The following is an 18102-nucleotide window of genomic DNA, read 5'->3' on the forward strand; positions in this document are numbered from 1 at the left end:
CAAATTTTCCTGTCCATACCCTTTGGAGCTGCGCGAACCCATGTCCGCCTCATCGCAATATGCCTATGTCATGAAGAACATGACAAAGACCTTCCCCGGCGCGCCCAAGCCGGTGTTGAACAACATCAATCTGCAATTCTATCGCGGGTCCAAGATCGGCATCGTCGGCCCGAACGGCGCGGGCAAATCGACCCTGATCAAGATCATGGCCGGCATCGACACCGACATCAGCGGCGAAGCCTGGCCGGGCGAGAATGTCACCGTCGGCTATCTGCCGCAGGAGCCCCAGCTCGACCCGACCAAGAATGTGCTGGAGAATGTCAAGGACGGCGCCCGCGAGATGGCGGACAAGCTGGATCGCTTCAACGAGATCAGCATGATCATGGCCGATCCGCCGGAAGACGTCGATTTCGACGCGCTGATGGAGGAAATGGGCACGCTGCAGGAGCAGATCGACGCGGCCGATGGCTGGACGCTCGACAACCAGCTCGAAATCGCGATGGAAGCGCTGCGCTGTCCGCCGTCGGACTGGTCGGTGGAAAGCCTGTCGGGCGGTGAAAAGCGTCGCATCGCGCTCACCCGCCTGCTGATCCAGAAGCCGGACATCCTGCTGCTCGACGAACCGACCAACCATCTTGACGCCGAAAGCGTCACCTGGCTGGAAAATCACCTCAAGGAATATGCCGGGTCGGTGCTGATGATCACCCACGACCGCTACTTCCTCGACAATGTCGTCGGCTGGATCCTGGAGCTCGATCGCGGGAAATATTTCCCCTATGAAGGCAACTACTCCACCTATCTGGAGAAGAAGGCCAAGCGTCTGGAGCAGGAAGACCGCGAGGCGACCGGCCGCCAGAAGGCGATCAATGACGAGCTGGAATGGATCCGTCAGGGGCCCAAGGGCCGTCAGACCAAGTCCAAGGCGCGTATCGCCAAGTTCGAGCAGCTGGTTGCATCCCAGGAAAATCGCGCGCCCGGCAAGGCGCAGATCGTCATTCAGGTGCCCGAGCGTCTGGGCGGCAAGGTGATCGAGGCCAAGGGCATTTCCAAGGCCTATGGCGACAAGCTGCTGTTCGAGGATCTGTCCTTCATGCTGCCGCCCGGCGGCATCGTCGGCGTCATCGGCCCGAACGGCGCGGGCAAGTCGACCCTGTTCCGTCTGATCACCGGTCAGGAAACCCCCGATTCGGGCGAGATCGACATCGGCTCGACCGTGCGTCTGGGCTATGTCGACCAGAGCCGCGACCATCTCGACGCGTCGAAGAATGTCTGGGAAGAAGTTTCGGACGGCCTCGACTACGTCAAGGTCAACGGGCATGACATGTCGACGCGTGCCTATGTCGGCGCCTTCAACTTCAAGGGCCAGGACCAGCAGAAGAATGTCGGCAAGCTGTCGGGTGGTGAGCGCAACCGCGTCCACATCGCCAAGATGCTGAAGCGCGGCGGCAACGTGCTGCTGCTCGACGAACCGACCAACGACCTTGACGTCGAAACGCTGGCGGCACTGGAAGAGGCGATCGAGAATTTCGCCGGTTGCGCCGTGGTCATCAGCCATGACCGCTTCTTCCTCGACCGTCTGGCGACCCACATCCTCGCCTTCGAAGGCGACAGCCATGTCGAATGGTTCGAGGGCAATTTCGAAGCCTATGAGGAAGACAAGCGTCGTCGCCTGGGCGATGCCGCCGATCGTCCGACGCGCCTTGCCTATAAGAAGCTGACGCGCTGACCGGATCGAGAGGCTGGAAACGGCATCTCGCAAAATAGCGTCAGAACAATGACTTGAAACGCCCGGCGTCCCTCAGGGACGCCGGGCGTTTTGCCGTCTCATCGTCCGGGCGGTAATGAAGTTGCAATATCTGCAACGCCGGTTCCGCCCTTCGCAATTGCGAAAGAACGCGCTGCGCTGCACATAGGACCTGCCTTTCAGGCATCCTCTCCTAAAACTTATCAAGGCCGGCCTTTCGGGGCTGGCCCTTTTTTTGTCCGTCGAACGGGTGGTTTCAGGCGGGGTCAGCTCATACGGGAATCGGGCAGGTCGCAGCCGGCCGGCCCAGCGCGGCATTGTTCAGGAAATCATGGTCTGTCAGCGCGTCGAGAAAGGCGAGCAGGGCGGGCATGTCGACATCGACCAGCATCGGCGCGGCGTGGCGGCGGATGGCTGATTCGATCGTCGGCGACTGGCCATCGTGCAGCCATGGGCCAGTGACGGCGACATTGCGTAACGACGGCGTGCGGAACTGTTCGGGCGGCGGCTCGAAGCCCGGCGGCAGGGGCTTGCCGCCATAGGCCGCCGCATCGACCTCCTGCGGCGCAGCGGTGCCGACATAATGGGTCTTGCTGTCGGTGAAGTCCGGCCCGGAATGACAGCTGCCGCAGCCCGCTGCGGCAAATTGCCTGGCCCCACGCTGCGCCAGTGGCGACAATGCGCCTCGATCATGGGCGCTGCCGAAAGAGATCATCGTGCGCTGGAACGCCGCAAGCGCCGCGGTCACCCTTGCGAAATCCAGGTCATTGGGTGCGTCGGGGAAGGCGGCCGCGAACATCCGGCGATAGCAGGGGTCGGCACCGATCCGCCGGGCCAGCCCGACATCATCCTGCGGCAGCCCCATCTCCACCGGCTTGGTACCGGTCATCGGCACCATCGCCTGCTGTTCCAGCGTCGACAGGCCGGCCTCGGTCCAGGTCAGGCCGCTGCGCCAGGCGACATTGGCAAGGCCGGGCACATTGCGCACGCCCATCTCGCCCATCACGCCCCGATGGGTGGCCAGGCCATCGGCAAAGCCCTTCTCCTGCTGGTGGCAATCGGCGCACGCCATGCTGCCATCGGCCGACAGCGTACGATCATAAAAGAGCCGGCGGCCAAGCGCGACCTTGGCCGCGCTCATGCCATTGTCGGACGGGATGGCGGGCGCTGCAACGCCAGAGGGCAGGGCAGGCCAGCGCCAGGCGGGACGCGCAGCCCCCAATCCCGTCGCCAGCAATGCCGCCGCCCCGATGATCGCCGCTCCACCCACTCGCATCCGCCGTCCCCTTCGCCGCGCATGACGAACCAAGGCTGACCGATCCGCAGGCTGGGGTAAAGGGGGGGGCGAGCGTACTCGATCAAGATAGAGCATGGCGACCACCCGCAATGTCATTGCTTCGAACGACGTAGGATATTCTCCGCCGACTGAAGGGGAACAAAGGAGCGGGATGGCGAATGCTTCTCTATCGGATCATGTCAGCGGAGGCTGGGATGTAAATCACGTTCGATGTGCAACATGTGATTGGCGTTGAGAGAATGTCTCGGCGGGCGTTTTGAAGCCGAGGCATTTCCTTGGTGCATGACTATATTGGTGAGCGGCAGCGAGAATGCTTGCCTGATCGAAGGTGTCGAGGTTGGTTTTGCGCGGGAGGAAGCGGCGCTAAGGCAAGCGCCGATCGGCACGGCGCCAATTGCATTGCCGCTCGTGCGACGGCCTGGCCTATCCGTTCAATGCCGTGCTGCGATCGGGTGGGATTGCCATCGGGGGGCTGCGGGCAGGGCATCCGCCGCCCCCGACGCCTTCAGGTCGCGTCGAACCGGGTGGCGCCCGCTGGCAGCGAGAAGCGCTTGAGCGTGCGCGCCTCTGCCTTGGGGGCATAGATGGTCGACATGGCGATATAGTCGCCGGTCGCCTGTTCCCGCGTCAGCGTCAGCAGGATATAGCCCTTGGCGCGCTGGTCGCAAAAGGCGACCTCCGGGCTTGCCTGTCGCAGCAGGTCGCCGATCGGCATTTTCGGCAGCATGTCGCCGATTGACGGGCTGCTGATCGATGACGTGCCAAATTCCACGCCGATGGCATTGCCCTGTGCGTCGGCCAGTTGATTGGCCCAGAAGGCATGACTGTCACCGGCCAGCACCAAGGGATGGGCGCCGGCCCGGCGGATGCTCTGGTAGAGCCGCTCGCGCGCGGCCGGATAGCCGTCCCAGGCATCGAGGTTGAAGGGCAGGCCGGCGCGATAGCCCGCTTGCGCCAGTTCCACCTGCGCCCGCACCGACGGTTCCAGCGTCGCAACCATCGCCGCGGCCTTTTCCGCGCCGAACAGCTTGGCAAGGTCCGGGCCGTTGACCCGCGCCATCACCACCTGATTGCCCAATATCTGCCAGGGCGTGCCGGCCTTGACCGATGCGGCCAGTTCCTTTTCCAGCCAGGCGCGCTGCGGCTCGCCCAGCATTTCGCGGTCCGGCCGGTTGCGTTCGGCCAGCACCGCCGCGACTTCCGATCGGCCCGGCGTCTCGCCCTTGAAGCCGGCCTGTTCGCTGCGGGCGAGCAGGCGCGTCTCGACCATCAGCAGGGTGGCGAGATCGCCAAAGTCGAACCGGCGGTTGATCGCTTCCCAGGGATCATTGCCCTGCGGATCGCGGATCGGCATCCATTCGAAATAGGCCTGCATCGCGGCGGCCTTGCGCTTCGCCCAGTTGCCCTCGGTCGCGGGCTGGTGATTTTCCGCGCCGCCGATCCAGCTGTCATTGGCGGTTTCATGATCGTCCCAGACGCAGATGAAGGCGGCACGGGCATGGGCCGCCTGCAGGCTCCTGTCGCCCTTGTAATGGGCGTGGCGGGTGCGATAGTCGGCCAAGGTCACGATCTCATGCGCGGGTTCCAGCCCGCGCCCGATCTTCTGGCCGATCTCCGCGCCATAGCCGTCGGCGCCATATTCATAGATATAGTCGCCCAGATGCACGACCGCATCGATCCGGTCGAGCGCGGCGATCGAGTCATAGGCGGTGAAGAAGCCGCCGGGGTAGAGCTGGCAGGAGACCACCGCCAGCACGGCATCGGCCGCGGCGCCCCTGGCCAGGGTGCGAAAGCGACCGACGGGTGATTGCGTGCCGTCCGCCAGTTCGAACCAGTAATGATAGTCATGGCCGGCCTTGAGGCTGCGCGGCTCGACCTTGACGGTGAAGTCGCGGGCGGGGCGAGCCTGCGCGGTGCCGCTTTCGACCGGCTTGCCGCCGGCGCTTTCGGCGACATGCCAGCGCAGGGAGATCGCCGCCTGCTGCGCCGGGTCGGCCGGGGTGACGCGGGTCCACAGGATCGCGCCGCGCTGGGTCGGATCGCCGCTGGCCACACCATGGACGAAGCTGGCGGCGGCTTGTGTCGCCGCCATGCCGATGCCGGGGAGGGCAGCGCCCGAGCCGATGAGGCCCAGCGCCGCGCGGCGGTCAAGCGTCATGCCATCCTCGCTCATTGCGCACCGCCAAAGCGGAAGCCGGCCGACACGCCATAAAAGCGCGGCGCGCCGCCGATGAAGGTCGGCATGCCCAGGCTGTCGCCGGTATTGCCCGCATCCATGATATATTTCTTGTCGAAGGCGTTCTCGATGAAGCCCTCGATCCGCCAGGTGCCACCGGGCGCCTCATAACCCAGGCGCGCATTGACCAGCGCATAGCTGCCCTGCCATTCGTCCTGGATATTGTCGGCGACCAATGCGGCGGGCGGCTGCTGCAGGTCCGGGCGGTCATTGTCATCGTCGAAATAGGCCTTGGACTGCCAGGTTACGCTGGGCGTGAAGATGATGCGGCCGGGGCCGGCGGGCAGGGACGCCTGCGCACCCAAGGACGCGCTATGGTCGGGCGACAGGCGGAAGTGGTTGCCGTCGCGCACGCCGGTCTTGAAGCGGCTGTGATTATAGGCATAGGTTGCGAACAGGGTCAGCACATCGCTCGGCACCCAGCGCAACTGGCCTTCAAAGCCATAGCTTTCCGCCTTGCCGGCATTGGTCAGGACGAACTGCGTGCCCTGCTGCACCGTGGTCTGGAAATTATCATATTGGTAGAAGAAGGCCGCGCCGTCGAGGAACAGGGTGCGGTTCATCAGCGCTGTCTTGGCGCCCAGTTCGAAACTGTCGACCGTTTCGGAGTCCAGCACGGAAAAGCGGGTGGCGCCCATCGGCGCGGACGGCGCGCTGGCGGCCAGCACTTGCGGGCGACGGCCACGGGCATAGGTCGCATAGAGGCTGGTATCGGTGCCCGGCTTGTAGCGGGCGGTCAGGCGCCAGGAAAAGCCGCCATTGCTGAGCGTGTCGCTGTTGACCCCGCCATTGCCGGCGGTCGGCTGGGCGCCGAGGCCGAACATCGGCACCGGATAGGCGGCCGAGGTAGGGATGTTCGCCGCGCCGGGCACGGCCAGTGCCTGCAGCAGGGCCGTGCGCACCGCAGCCGGCTGGCCCAGCGCGCCGATCAGCCCGCCCAGGATCGACCGGCCATTGTCGACCGACGACATATAGGTGCTGCGCTTGTCGTCATGGGTGTAGCGCAGACCGCCGCCAAGCTCGAACTGGTCGGACAGGCGCAGGGTCACGTCGCCGAACAGGTCAAAGGCGCGGGTGCGCGCGCCATTGGTGGTGCTTTCGAGATGATTGGACTTGAGGTTGGCGGCGATCGCCTGGGCCTGCGCGCTCGACAGCGCGACGCCATAGGCGCTGGCGACACCCTGGAGCAGCGCGCCGGTGAAGGCCGGGCTGGCGAGCAGGGCGGCCGGCACCGGATCGGTGGCGGCGCGGCCGGGGATGGCACCGCCGCCGTTCAGCGCGCCGGCCAGCCGGGCGAGGGTGGCGCGCTCGTCAAACTGGGTGGGGACGCGCTGCGTGCCATTTTCCCAGAAATAGCTGCCGCCCAGGAAGGCGGAGATCGGGCCGCTTTCATAGGTCAGGCGGAATTCCTGACTGAACTGGCGGCCGCGCGCATCTTCCGCCGCGGTCAGCATCGGCAGGGAAATGCCGTCCGCGTCGAAGATTTCCAGCGCGTCGAAGCGGCGGAAGGCGGTGGTGGACGTGAGGTTGAACTGGTCGTTGAGCTTCAGCCTGGCGATGCCGGTGACGCCCCAGACCTGACGGTCGAGGCCCAGCCCCTTGCCACCCTCGAAGCCATCGGCCGCTGCCAGTGCGGCGCCGCTGGTGCGGCCGCGATCGCCGATCACGGCACTGGTGGCAGGATCGGTCGGATTATAGGCGATCGCCTTGAAACCGGTGCCGCTTGGCGTGTCCTTCTGATAATTGCCGATCAGGTCGAAGCTCAAATCGCCCTTCTCGCCATGGAAGCTGCCGCGCACCGCCTTGGTGTCGGCCGAGTTGAAATCGGCGCCGCCCAGCAGATTTTCGGTATAGCCGTCGCGCTTGCGGATGCGGCCGGCCAGGCGGATCGCCATGCCTTCGCCGATCGGCGCATTGACCATGCCCTCGGTCAGCCAGCTGTTGTAATTGCCATAGGACACCCGGCCGGCGGCTTCATAATCGTCCAGCTTGGCCTTGTTCTGGATGATATTGACCGCACCGATCAGCGCACCGCGACCATAGAGGGTCGATTGCGGCCCCTTGGCGATCTCGACCCGCTCGATATCGAACAGCTCGACATAGGAGCCGCGCGACTTGGAGATGGAAACGCCATCCTGATAGACCGACACGCGCGGTTCGTTGCTGGCGGTGCCGCTGTCCGACGTGATGCCGCGCATCACGAAGCCGGGATTGTTGGGCGACTGGTTCTGGACGTCGAAACCGGGCACGAAGCGCGACAGCGCATCGAACTCATAAAGGCCCATACGGTCCATCTGTTCATTGCCGACGACGCTCAGCGCCATCGGCACGTCGATAGGATCCTGTTCGCGCAGCTGCGCGGTGACGATGATCGAATCGGCTGGGGCGGCATCGGGCGTTTCGGCATGGGCGGTTGCCGTAGCGAAAACGGGCAGGCTGATGGCAGCGAGAGCTAGAGAACGGAAGTGCATGATATTTCTCCCCTTTCGGCGCCCGGGTAGGAGGGGAGTATGAAGCGCACATGACAGTGATGCGCAGCTTATATGACGGCCGCCGCAGTGCGGCAGGGGAGCGACCTGCCCAGATGGAAGGTGCTGGCGGTCCCCCAAGAAGGAACGCCAAGGCCTGCGACCCGCATGCCGGTCGAAATCACCGCCATTTGCCGATTGGCGTTGCAAATCCTCTTGTCCCGCCACACCAGACATCTACACTGATGGCGGGTGCAGGGGAGTGTCATGGGAATATTGGATTTTCTCTCGAAGCAGTTCGTGGACGTCATCGACTGGGTGGAGGAACCGGGCCAGCTTGGCTGGCGGGTTCCGCTGGCCGATCGGGAAATCCAGAATGGCGCGCAACTGACGGTGCGAGAGGGGCAGATCGCCGCCTTCTTCAACGAAGGGCGCATCGCCGACATGTTCGGCCCCGGCCTCTACACGCTCGACACATCGACCCTGCCGCTGCTGACGGCGATCATGAATTGGGACAAAGGGTTCAAGTCGCCCTTCAAGTCCGATGTCCATTTCTTTTCCGAAAAGGAGCAGATTGGCCTCAAATGGGGAACCGCGCAGCCAGTGACGCTGCGCGACCCCGAACTGGGGCCGCTGCGCGTCCGCGCCTTTGGCAGCTACAGTTTCCGTATCAAGGAAATCGCCCCCTTTGCCGCGCGTATTATGGGGACGCTGGGCGAGGTGAAGGTGGCCGACGTCGAGCCCCAGCTTCGCGCCGCGATCCAGACCGCACTGGCGACCGGCGTGGCAGGCGGCGGCACCGCCTTCCTTGACCTGGCCGCCAGCCAGAGCGCGCTGTCCGATGCGCTCAAGGCCGCGGTCGCTCCGGCCTTTGCGCAATGGGGCCTGTCGGTCGAAAGCTTCTTCGTCGAAAGCCTGTCGCTGCCCGAAGAGGTGCAGAAGCATCTCGACAAGGCCAGTTCGATGCGCGTGCTGGGCGATCTCGACCGCTATGCCAAGTTCCAGGCGGCCGAGGCGATAGAGACCGCGGCGGCGCAGTCGGGCGGCGTTGCCGGCGTCGGCGCAGGCGCGGCGGCCGGCCTTGCCATAGGCCAGGCCATGGCCGGCGCGATGGGCAGCGCGGCAAGCGCGCCCGCAGCGCCCGCCGAAGACCCCTTCGCCCTGATCGAAAGGCTGCACAAGCTGCTGGAAATGGGGGCGCTTACCCAGGCCGAGTTCGACAGCAAGAAGGCGGAACTGCTGGGCCGCATTCGCTAAGCCGTCGATGCAATTCCTTGCCTGTCCCACATGCGGCGCGGAGGTCGTCTTCCGCTCGCCGGCGCTGCCCGTCCGGGTGTGCGACTATTGTCGCACGCTGGTCGTGCGCTACAGCCAGAGTGCGGGCGCGATGGGGGAGGCGGCGGTCCTGCCCTTCGACATCAGCCCGATCCAGATCGGCACCGAAGGCCAGTGTTTCGACCAGTCCTTTTCCATCATCGGCCGGGTCCGTTGGGCCTGGGACGATGGCGCCTGGAACGAATGGCTGATGCTGCTGGCCGACGGCAGCCATGGCTGGCTGGGCGAGGCGATGGGCCAGTTCATGGCGCTGCGCGAGGTGGAACTGGCCGGATCGCTGGCGCAGATGATCCGCCGCCTGATGAACGACACGCCGGTCATGCCGGGCGAGAGCGGCAATATTGCCGGGCACAGCTATGAGGTCGCCGATATCCGTACCGTGCGCTGCATCGGCTGCGAGGGCGAACTGCCCTTCACCGCGCCGGCCGGCTGGGAAGCGTTGAGCGCCGATTTCCGCAACCGCGACGGGCGCTGCGCATCCTTCCAGAAGGATCGGCACGGCCCGTCCCTCTATGTCGGCCATCATGTGACGCTGGCGTCGCTGCAACCGCGCAAGCTGCGCGCGCTGCCGGGCTGGAGCCTGCCTGCCGATGTTGCCTGACGACGCCAGCGTCCGCACCCTGTCCTGCCCGGCCTGCGGCGGGACGATCGCCATGCGCGCGGCCGGCTATACGGTGACGCTCGCCTGCGAATATTGCGGCACGCTGATCGATGCGACCAATCCAGATGCGCGGATCATCACCCGCTATCATGAGGTGCAGGCATCGCTCGCCATTCCGCTCGGCACGCGCGGCATGTTGCGCGGCGTGGAGTGGGAAGCGATCGGCTGGCTGCAACGGACCGATGGCTGGGCGGCCTGGGACGAATATCTGCTGTTCAACCCCTATACCGGCTATCGCTGGCTGATCGCGCAGAACGGTCATTGGAGCCTTGGCACCATGCTGACCGCCACGCCGCAGCGTGACGGTGGCGACCTGATCGTCGGACGCCGCCGCTTCAGTCCCTTCTACAGCGGCAGTACTGCGCGGGTGACGCGGGTGGCGGGCGAATTCTACTGGCGGGTCAAGGTGGGGGAGTCGGTGCGCGCCACCGATTATGTCCGCCCCGGCTTCATGCTGAGCCTGGAACAGGACGACCGGGAGAAGAACTGGACGATCAGCGAATTGCTGACCGGACAGGAAATCGGTGCCGCTTTCGATGTCGCGCCGCCGCCGGCCTGGCTGCCGGGGATGACGCCGCTTGCGCATCAGCCATCGCCTTACGCCCGGCGGATCAAGGGCTGGTGGCCGATCGCCGCTCTGTCCTTTGTGGCGCTGCTGGTGCTGGTGTCTCTGTTCGGCTGGACTGCGCAGCCCCAGGGCTTCAGCCTGTCGGCGATCCCCGATGGCCCGGCCGTGTCGCAGACATTTGGCCCGATCCAGTTGCCGCTCGGACGACAGGCGATGACGGTCGAGGTGGAAACGCCCGGCGTCGAACAGGGCTGGGTCGATGTCGATGTCGCCTTCGTCGATCGCAAGACTCAGGACAGCTATGATGCCTATGCGCTCAACGAACATTATTCGGGGCGGGATTCCGACGGCTATTGGTCGGAAGGCGCGCGGGCGCAGACGCTGAAGGTCGCCAGTCTGCCGGCCGGCACCTATGATCTGGTGGTAGAAGCGCAGGCGCATCATTGGGGCGGCACCGGCAATTTTGCCTTCGATCCATCGAGCGGAACCTACAAGGCCGAAGGACTGCCGCCGGTCGAGATTGTCCTCACCGTGGCGCGCGGCGCGCGCTTCGCTTCCAACTTCTGGCTGGCGGTGCTGATGATCCTGGTTCCGCCGCTCTTGATGCTGGTGCTGCACATCCTGTTCGAAAATGCGCGGCTGGCACAGAAGGATGGGTCGCCGGCCGATGCCGACGACTGGCTGCAAGGGATGCAATCGCCATGAGCCGCAGCAGCTTTCTTTACGCCCTCTGGTGCCTTGGCGTGCTTGGCCTCTATCTCGCGGCCGCATCGCAGGGCTATTCCCCCTTCGCCGATGGCGGCCGCACGGCTGGCGCCTATCGCGCTTATGGTCCCACGCATAAATAGGAGACGTCGATGCTCATCTCGCTGCCGACATTGCTCAATTCGCTCGTCTATGCCGGGGTCGGCATCCTGGTCTTCGTCGTCGGCTTCGTCATTCTCGACCTGCTGACGCCGGGCAAGCTGTGGGAGGAGATACGCGACAAGCAGAATCTCGCCGTCGCCCAGTTTGCGGGCGCTATCGCCATTGCGCTCGGGATCATCGTTGCCGCCGCCATTCATGGCTGACACGCCTTCTGCCCCGACGGAGCGCAAGCGCACCGCGCTGGTCGGGCTGTTGCTGGCCAGCGTGTTCGCGGTTGCGACCTGCGGCCTGATCTACGAACTGCTCGCAGGCACCATCGCCAGCTATCTGCTGGGCGACAGCGTTACGCAATTTTCGACCGTCATCGGCACCTATTTGTTCGCCATGGGCGTGGGCAGTTGGTGCTCGCGCTATGTGAAGCGCGACGAACTGCGGCTGTTCATCCGGGTGGAGATATTGGTCGCTTTGCTGGGTGGCTGGTCGGCCGCCGGCCTGTTCCTGCTCTTCCCGCTGGTCGAACAGTTCCGGCCGATCCTATACGGCCTCGTCTTCGTCATCGGTTTCCTCGTCGGCCTCGAAATCCCGCTGCTGATGCGTATCCTGCGCGACCGTTTCGACTTCAGCGAGACGGTGTCGAACGTCCTGACCTTCGACTATGTCGGGGCGCTGGCGGCATCGCTGCTCTTTCCGCTGCTGCTGGTGCCGCATCTGGGGCTGATCCGCACCGGCCTGATGTTCGGCCTGCTCAATGTCGGCGTCGCGCTGCTCCTGCTGCTGCTGGTCCCCGCGCGGGCCAGCCTGATGCGCGAGCGCATCCTGGCGTTGCTGGTGATGGCCAGCCTGATTGCCGGTTTCCTGCTCGCCGATCGCATCCAGCGCTGGTCGGAAATCGCGGCCTATGGGGAGCGCGTGATCTACGCCACCTCCAGCCCCTATCAGCGGCTGGTGCTGACCCGGCATGACGACGACATCCGCCTCTATCTCAACGGCAATCTGCAATTCTCCTCGCGCGACGAATATCGCTATCATGAGGCGCTGGTGCATCCGGCGATGGGGCGGGTGGCACGGCCCGAACATGTGCTGATCCTGGGCGGCGGCGATGGCCTCGCCGCGCGCGAGGTGTTCCGCCATCCCCAGGTGCGCAGCGTCACGCTGGTCGATCTCGATCCGGCCATGACCCGCCTGTTCGGCCAGACCGGGCTGCTGCGCTCACTCAACGGCGGCGCGCTCACCGACAAGCGCATGCACGTCGTCAATGCCGACGCCTTCCGCTGGGTGCGCGAGACCAGGGCACGGTTCGACGTCATCATCGTCGACTTTCCCGATCCGGTCGATTTCTCGGTCGGCAAGCTCTATACCGAGACCTTCTACCGCATGCTGCGGCCGCATCTCGCGCCCGGCGGCATGGCGGTGATCCAGAGCACATCGCCGCTGGTCGCGCCCGCCGCCTTCTGGACCGTGGCGCAGACGCTGGAAGCGGCCGGTTTCCACACACGCCCCTATCATGTCTATGTGCCCAGTTTCGGCGAATGGGGCTTCATCCTTGCCGGGCTGGCCGATCCGGGGGCGACGACGCGACTGCTGCCGGACAACCGTTTCCTGTCGGACGCGACCGCACGGCAGGCGCTGGTCTTCCCACCCGACATGGCGCGCCGCCCGGTGCCGGTGAACCGGCTCGACAATCAGGCGCTGGTGCGCAGCTTCGCCGAGGAATGGGCGCGCTATGAAGGCTGATCCCATAGTCCAGAACAGGCGCGCCGTGCTCAAGGGCGGCATGGCGGCGGCTACTGCTTTGGCTCTGCCCGGCTGTGAAACCTCGACTTCGGGCAGCAGCGGCGGCGCCGATATGACGCTTGGCCACCGGCTGCGCGACGGGGCCTTTCCCGAACCGGAGCGGGAGGCGCATGTGCCCATCCTGATCGCAGGTGGCGGCGTTGCCGGCCTGACCGCCGGCTGGCGCCTGCACGAGGCGGGCTATGATGATTTCCGCCTGATCGAACTGGAGCGGCAGCCCGGCGGCAATGCGCGTGGCGGCCGCAACGCCGTGTCCGCCTATCCGCTGGGCGCCCATTATCTCCCCATCCCCAATCAGGAAGCGTGCGGCCTGCGCCATATGCTGCGGCAGCTCGGCATGATCGTCGGCGATCGGGACGGCAGACCGGTCTATGATCCGCTGCAGCTTTGTGCCGACTTGCAGGAACGCCTGCTGTGGCAGGGCAAATGGCAGGAGGGGCTGGTGCCGAAAACCGGCCTGTCGGCGAAGGACAGGGCCGATCTTGCCGCCTTCGACCGGGCCATGGCCGATTTCTCCCGCCGCCGGGATGCGCAGGGGCGGCCCGCCTTTGCCATTCCCATCGCCTATAGCGCGCAGGATGCCGACCTGGTCGCGCTCGACCGGATCAGCTTTGCGCAGTGGCTCGATCGGCAGGGCTGGACCTCGCCGGTGTTGCGCGCCCATGTCCGCTACGCCTGCCGCGATGACTATGGCACCGAACCGGCGGAGGTGTCGGCCTGGGCCGGCATCCATTATTTCGCCAGCCGGCGCGGCTTCACCGCCGATGGCACGGGCGACAATGAACTGACCTGGCCCGAAGGCAATGGCCGCCTCACCCGACTGATCGCCGATCGGCTGGGCGACCGCGTCCTGACCGGCCAGATCGCCTTTCGCGCCCGCCCTGACGATGCCGGCGGCGCAACGGTCGATGTCTTCGATGCCGCGCGCGGGACCAGCATCCGCTACCGCGCCGATGCCGTCATCCTCGCCATGCCGCACTTCATCGCCAGCCGCCTGTTGGGCGAGCAGGCTGACGCCGCCCACAGCTATGCGCCCTGGCTGATCGCCAATGTCACCGTCGATCGCGCGCCGGCGGGGAAGGGCAGCGGGGTCGCCTGGGACAATGTTTCCGCCAGCAGCGCTTCGCTCGGCTATGTCGTCGCCACGCATCAGAACGCCTCGCGCGAAGGGCCGACGGTCCTGACCTGGTATATGGCGCTGTCCGACATGCCGCCCGCCAACGCCCGCCGCCTGCTGGTCGAGCGATCCGATGCCGACTGGCGGCGGCTGGTGCGTGACGACCTGCTGGCCATGAACCCCGACCTTGATGGCGCGATCGGCTCGATCGACCTGTGGAAATGGGGCCATGCCATGATCCGGCCGACGCCCGGCTTCCTCTGGCAGGTTGCGCCGGCGCAACGCGCCGCGATTTTGCCTCCCTTCTTCCGCGCCCATTCCGACCTCAGCGGTCTGTCGCTGTTCGAGGAAGCCCATTATCAGGGCATGGCCGCCGCCGAGGCGGCGCTGTCCGCGATCGGCCATGCGCATGAGACTTTGCTGTGAAACCGCCCATGACCTATGATGGCCGGCATCTGCTGGCGGATCTTTATGGCTGTCCCGTGCTCGACGATGTGGCGCTGGTCGAAACCGCCCTGCGCGCGGCTGCGGACAGCGCGGGCGCGACGGTGATCGGCCTGCATCTCCATCATTTCGGCGAAGGTCAGGGCGTCACCGGCGTCGCGCTGCTGGCCGAATCCCATATGTCGATCCATAGTTGGCCCGAACATGGCTATGCGGCGGTCGACATCTTCCTGTGCGGCGCGCGCCATGATCCGGCCGCAGCACTGGACGCGCTCTGCCGCCATCTGGCACCGACCCGGATTAGCCGGCAACTGGTCCGCCGCGGGGATATATAGGCGCCGCCCGGCTCAGGCCGCCGATGCAGGTCGCGTCAGCCGTTCCGCCAAGAAGTCCACGAACACGCGCAGCCGTGCCGGCACATTGGTGCCGCCCAGGAACACGGCATGGATCGTCTCGATATCGCCGGGATTATAGTCTTCCAATAATGGCACCAGATCGCCCGACGCCAGTTCGGGCTGGACGCTGAACCGGCCGACCCGTGTGATGCCGACGCCATCGGCTGCCAGCTGCCCCAGCGTTTCGCCATTATTCGCCTCGATCGTGCCGCGCACGCTCAATGCATAGTCGCGCCCGTCCTTGCGGAAGGGCCAGACCGGTTCGGCGCGGCGAAAATTGAAGTTCAGGCAGTTATGATCGTGCAGATCCTCCGGCACGACCGGCGTGCCATGCCGGGCGAGATAGGCGGGGGAGGCGACGATGACGCGGCCATTCTCGCCCAGCTTGCGGGCGGTCAGCGGACTGTCGGCCAGCGGCCCGAAGCGAATCGCGACATCCGCTTGCCCGCCGGCGATATCGACCAGCCGGTCGCTCAGGCTGATGTCGACCAATATATGCGGATAGAGCTGCGCAAATTCGCCGAGCAACGGCACGATGCACAGCCGGCCATGGGAATGGGCGGCGCTGACCCGCAGCCGCCCGCGCGGCGCGCCGCGATCGGCGATCGTCTGTTCCGCCTCGTCCAGATCGGCCAGGATGCGGCGCGCGCTGGCCAGATAGGCCTGCCCCTCCGCCGTCAGCGTCAGCGCGCGGGTGGAGCGCAGCAATAGCCGCACCCCCAGCCGATCCTCGATCCGGTCGACCGCGCGGCTGACGGCGGAGGGGGTGAGGCCCAGCAATCGCCCCGCGGCCGAAAAACTGCCCTCTGCGACCACGGCGGCGAAGGTTTCCAGCGCCCGTGCTCGATCGGCATGAAAGGGTATCTTTTCATCCATTGCAAAGATCCTTCGCCTTGCGACCCTCTAAACGCGGGAAGTCCTGCCTTCCATTTATGCGTCCATCACGGAATGGAAAGGGATGATGATGGAATATCGGCAATTGGGGGCGTCGGGCCTGCGCGTGCCGGCGCTCAGTTTCGGCACCGGCACCTTCGGCGGCTCTGGCCCCCTGTTCGGCGCCTGGGGCCATAGCGACGCGCAGGAGGCCCGCCGTCTGCTCGACATCTGCCTCGACGCCGGTATCACCCTGTTCGACACCGCCGATGTCTATTCGAACGGCGCGTCCGAAGAAGTGCTGGGCGCGGCGATCAGGGGGCGGCGCGATCAGCTATTGATCTCGACCAAGCTCGGCCTGCCGACCGGCGATGGCCCCAATGACTGGGGCGTGTCGCGCGACCGGCTGATCGGCGGCATTGAAGCCGCGCTCCGGCGCCTTGGCACCGATCATATCGACCTGCTGCAACTTCACGCCTTCGACGCCTCGACCCCGGTCGAGGAATTGCTGGCGACGCTCGACGGGCTGGTCCGCGCCGGCAAGCTGCGCCATGTCGGCGTGTCCAACTATCCCGGCTGGCAGCTGATGAAGGCGCTGGATGTGGCGGATCGCCATGGCTGGCCGCGCTTCGTCGCACACCAGGTCTATTATTCGCTGATCGGCCGCGCCTATGAGGCCGACCTGATGCCGCTCGCCGCCGACCAGGGCGTGGGTGCACTGGTGTGGAGCCCGCTCGGCTGGGCCCGCCTGACCGGCAAGATCCGGCGCAGCAGCCCGATCCCGGAGGGCAGCCGCCTGCACCAGACCGCCGCCTTCGCGCCGCCGGTGGAGGAGGAGCATCTCTATCGCGTGGTCGACGCGCTGGACGAGATTGCGGCGGAAACCGGCAAGACGGTGCCGCAGGTCGCGCTCAACTGGCTGTTGCAGCGGCCGACTGTGTCGTCGGTCATCATCGGCGCCCGCAATGAGGAACAGTTGCGTCAGAATTTGGGTGCGGTCGGCTGGTCGCTGACCGCCGATCAGGTCGCCCGGCTCGACCGGGCCAGCTACCAGATGCCGGCCTATCCCCACGCCCCCTATCATCAACAGGCCGGTTTCGCTCGGCTGAACCCGCCGCTTGTCTGACGGGAGGAGCATCATGAAGATCAATCCACCGCTGCTCGCGCTGGCGGCCGGTGCCTTTGGCATCGGCGTCACCGAATTTGCGCCGATGGGCCTGTTGCCCGTCATCGCCACCGACCTTGGCGTCTCCATCCCCGCCGCCGGCCTGCTCATCAGCGCCTATGCGATCGGTGTGATGCTGGGCGCGCCGCTGATGACGCTGACCACCGGCCGCTTGCCGCGCCGTACCCTGCTGATCGGCCTCGCCGCCATCTTCACCATCGGCAATCTGATCGCGGCGCTCTCCACCAGCTATGCGATGCTGCTGTTCGCGCGCATCATCACCTCGCTCAACCATGGCGCCTTCTTCGGCGTCGGATCGATCGTCGCCGCCAGCCTGGTCCCGCCCCAGCGGCAGGCGGGCGCGGTCGCCGCCATGTTCATGGGGCTGACCATCGCCAATGTCGTCGGCGTGCCGCTGGCAACCTGGGCGGGGGAAGTCATGGGATGGCGTGCTGCCTTCTGGGGCATCGCGGCGCTGGGCGTCCTCACCATCGCGGCATTGCGCCTGACCCTGCCCGACATGCCGGCCCCGACCGAGGGCGATGCACGGTCCGAACTGCGCGTGCTGATGCGCGGGCCGGTGCTCGCCGCGCTCGGCCTCACCGTGGTCGGCGCCAGCGCGATGTTCACCGTCTTCACCTATATCACGCCGATCCTGCGCGATCAGACCCATGGCTCGATCGGCTTCGTGACGGCGATGCTGGTCCTCTATGGCGTGGGCCTCACCATCGGCAACTGGCTGGGCGGGCGCTTTGCCGACCGGTCGGTGGACAGGACGCTGATCGTGACGCTCGCTGCGCTGACGGCGATCCTTATCGCATTTGCCTTTGCCATGCCCTTTGCCGGGCCGACGGCGGTGCTGATCTTCCTGTGGGGGATTGCCAGCTTCGCGCTGGTGCCGCCGCTGCAGGTGCGGGTGATGAGCGCCGCGGCCGACGCGCCCAATCTCGCGTCGTCGATGAACATCGGCGCCTTTAACCTGGGCAATGCGATCGGTGCGGCATTGGGCGGCGCCGTGATTGCTGCCGGCCTCAACCTGCCGTTCGTCGCGATCGCCGGGGCCGCCGCGTCCAGCCTCGGGCTGATTGCGCTGCTGCTCAGCCGCCGCAACGGCGCACCGCGTGCCGCCACCGCCTGA

Annotated in this window: 15 protein-coding genes; 11 read left to right on the top strand and 4 right to left on the bottom strand. The window is 65.9% G+C overall.

The annotated features are described in order from the left end of the window. The first annotated feature begins 40 nt into the window (after nucleotides 1-40). Nucleotides 41-1726 carry an energy-dependent translational throttle protein EttA gene (gene ettA / locus CG471_RS01760; protein ID WP_004212532.1) on the top strand — a complete coding sequence of 562 codons (1686 nt, stop codon included), beginning with the start codon at nucleotides 41-43 and terminating at the stop codon, nucleotides 1724-1726. A gap of 289 nt (nucleotides 1727-2015) precedes the next feature. Here ettA and CG471_RS01765 read toward each other — a convergent pair whose 3' ends face one another. The 3 genes from CG471_RS01765 to CG471_RS01775 form a co-directional block, all read right to left on the bottom strand. After that, nucleotides 2016-3020: a cytochrome-c peroxidase gene (locus CG471_RS01765; RefSeq protein WP_099230156.1), complete on the bottom strand. Its 1005-nt coding sequence runs from the start codon at nucleotides 3018-3020 to the stop codon at nucleotides 2016-2018. A gap of 526 nt (nucleotides 3021-3546) precedes the next feature. Then, entirely contained in the window at nucleotides 3547-5199 is a 1653-nt protein-coding gene (locus CG471_RS01770) for an alkaline phosphatase (RefSeq protein ID WP_099230158.1), read from the bottom strand. 11 nt (nucleotides 5200-5210) lie between these two features. Beyond that, nucleotides 5211-7748, bottom strand: a complete 2538-nt coding sequence (locus tag CG471_RS01775) for a TonB-dependent receptor (protein ID WP_099230160.1) — start codon at nucleotides 7746-7748, stop codon at nucleotides 5211-5213. Nucleotides 7749-8012: 264 nt separating this feature from the next. On the opposite strand from CG471_RS01775, the gene CG471_RS01780 reads away from it, so the two are divergent. Genes CG471_RS01780 through speD form a run of 8 tightly spaced genes read left to right on the top strand, consistent with a single transcriptional unit; the run spans nucleotide 8013 to nucleotide 14866 of the window. Further along, nucleotides 8013-9002 carry an SPFH domain-containing protein gene (locus CG471_RS01780; RefSeq protein WP_099230162.1) on the top strand — a complete coding sequence of 330 codons (990 nt, stop codon included), beginning with the start codon at nucleotides 8013-8015 and terminating at the stop codon, nucleotides 9000-9002. Between the two features lie 7 nt (nucleotides 9003-9009). Beyond that, entirely contained in the window at nucleotides 9010-9681 is a 672-nt protein-coding gene (locus CG471_RS01785; RefSeq protein WP_099230164.1) for a DUF4178 domain-containing protein, read from the top strand. After that, the gene (locus CG471_RS01790) at nucleotides 9671-11014 is read left to right on the top strand and encodes a DUF4178 domain-containing protein (RefSeq protein ID WP_180275592.1); all 1344 of its coding nucleotides are present in this window, start codon (nucleotides 9671-9673) and stop codon (nucleotides 11012-11014) included. The genes CG471_RS01785 and CG471_RS01790 overlap by 11 nt, the downstream gene beginning before the upstream one ends. Then, complete coding sequence (locus CG471_RS30475; RefSeq protein WP_004212539.1) at nucleotides 11011-11157, top strand: hypothetical protein; 147 nt, start codon at nucleotides 11011-11013, stop codon at nucleotides 11155-11157. Before CG471_RS01790 ends, CG471_RS30475 begins: the two co-directional genes overlap by 4 nt. Before the next feature lie 9 nt (nucleotides 11158-11166). Beyond that, the gene (locus tag CG471_RS01795; RefSeq protein WP_004212540.1) at nucleotides 11167-11379 is read left to right on the top strand and encodes a DUF350 domain-containing protein; all 213 of its coding nucleotides are present in this window, start codon (nucleotides 11167-11169) and stop codon (nucleotides 11377-11379) included. After that, entirely contained in the window at nucleotides 11372-12910 is a 1539-nt protein-coding gene (locus tag CG471_RS01800; RefSeq protein ID WP_099230166.1) for a polyamine aminopropyltransferase, read from the top strand. The genes CG471_RS01795 and CG471_RS01800 overlap by 8 nt, the downstream gene beginning before the upstream one ends. Continuing rightward, the gene (locus CG471_RS01805) at nucleotides 12900-14513 is read left to right on the top strand and encodes an NAD(P)/FAD-dependent oxidoreductase (RefSeq protein ID WP_099230168.1); all 1614 of its coding nucleotides are present in this window, start codon (nucleotides 12900-12902) and stop codon (nucleotides 14511-14513) included. Before CG471_RS01800 ends, CG471_RS01805 begins: the two co-directional genes overlap by 11 nt. Continuing rightward, entirely contained in the window at nucleotides 14510-14866 is a 357-nt protein-coding gene (speD, locus tag CG471_RS01810; RefSeq protein ID WP_257211392.1) for an adenosylmethionine decarboxylase, read from the top strand. The genes CG471_RS01805 and speD overlap by 4 nt, the downstream gene beginning before the upstream one ends. A 12-nt stretch (nucleotides 14867-14878) precedes the next feature. On the opposite strand, the gene CG471_RS01815 is transcribed toward speD, so the two are convergent. Next, nucleotides 14879-15802, bottom strand: coding sequence for a LysR family transcriptional regulator (locus CG471_RS01815; RefSeq protein WP_099230172.1), 924 nt, complete (start codon nucleotides 15800-15802; stop codon nucleotides 14879-14881). 88 nt (nucleotides 15803-15890) lie between these two features. Between CG471_RS01815 and CG471_RS01820 the strand changes: the two genes are divergently transcribed. Beyond that, nucleotides 15891-16925 (top strand): aldo/keto reductase, encoded by a 1035-nt coding sequence (locus CG471_RS01820; RefSeq protein WP_099230207.1) that lies wholly within the window; start codon nucleotides 15891-15893, stop codon nucleotides 16923-16925. Nucleotides 16926-16938: 13 nt separating this feature from the next. After that, nucleotides 16939-18102, top strand: a complete 1164-nt coding sequence (locus CG471_RS01825; RefSeq protein WP_099230174.1) for an MFS transporter — start codon at nucleotides 16939-16941, stop codon at nucleotides 18100-18102.

This window comes from Sphingobium sp. IP1, assembly GCF_002708645.1.
Classification (GTDB): Bacteria; Pseudomonadota; Alphaproteobacteria; order Sphingomonadales; family Sphingomonadaceae; genus Sphingobium; species Sphingobium yanoikuyae.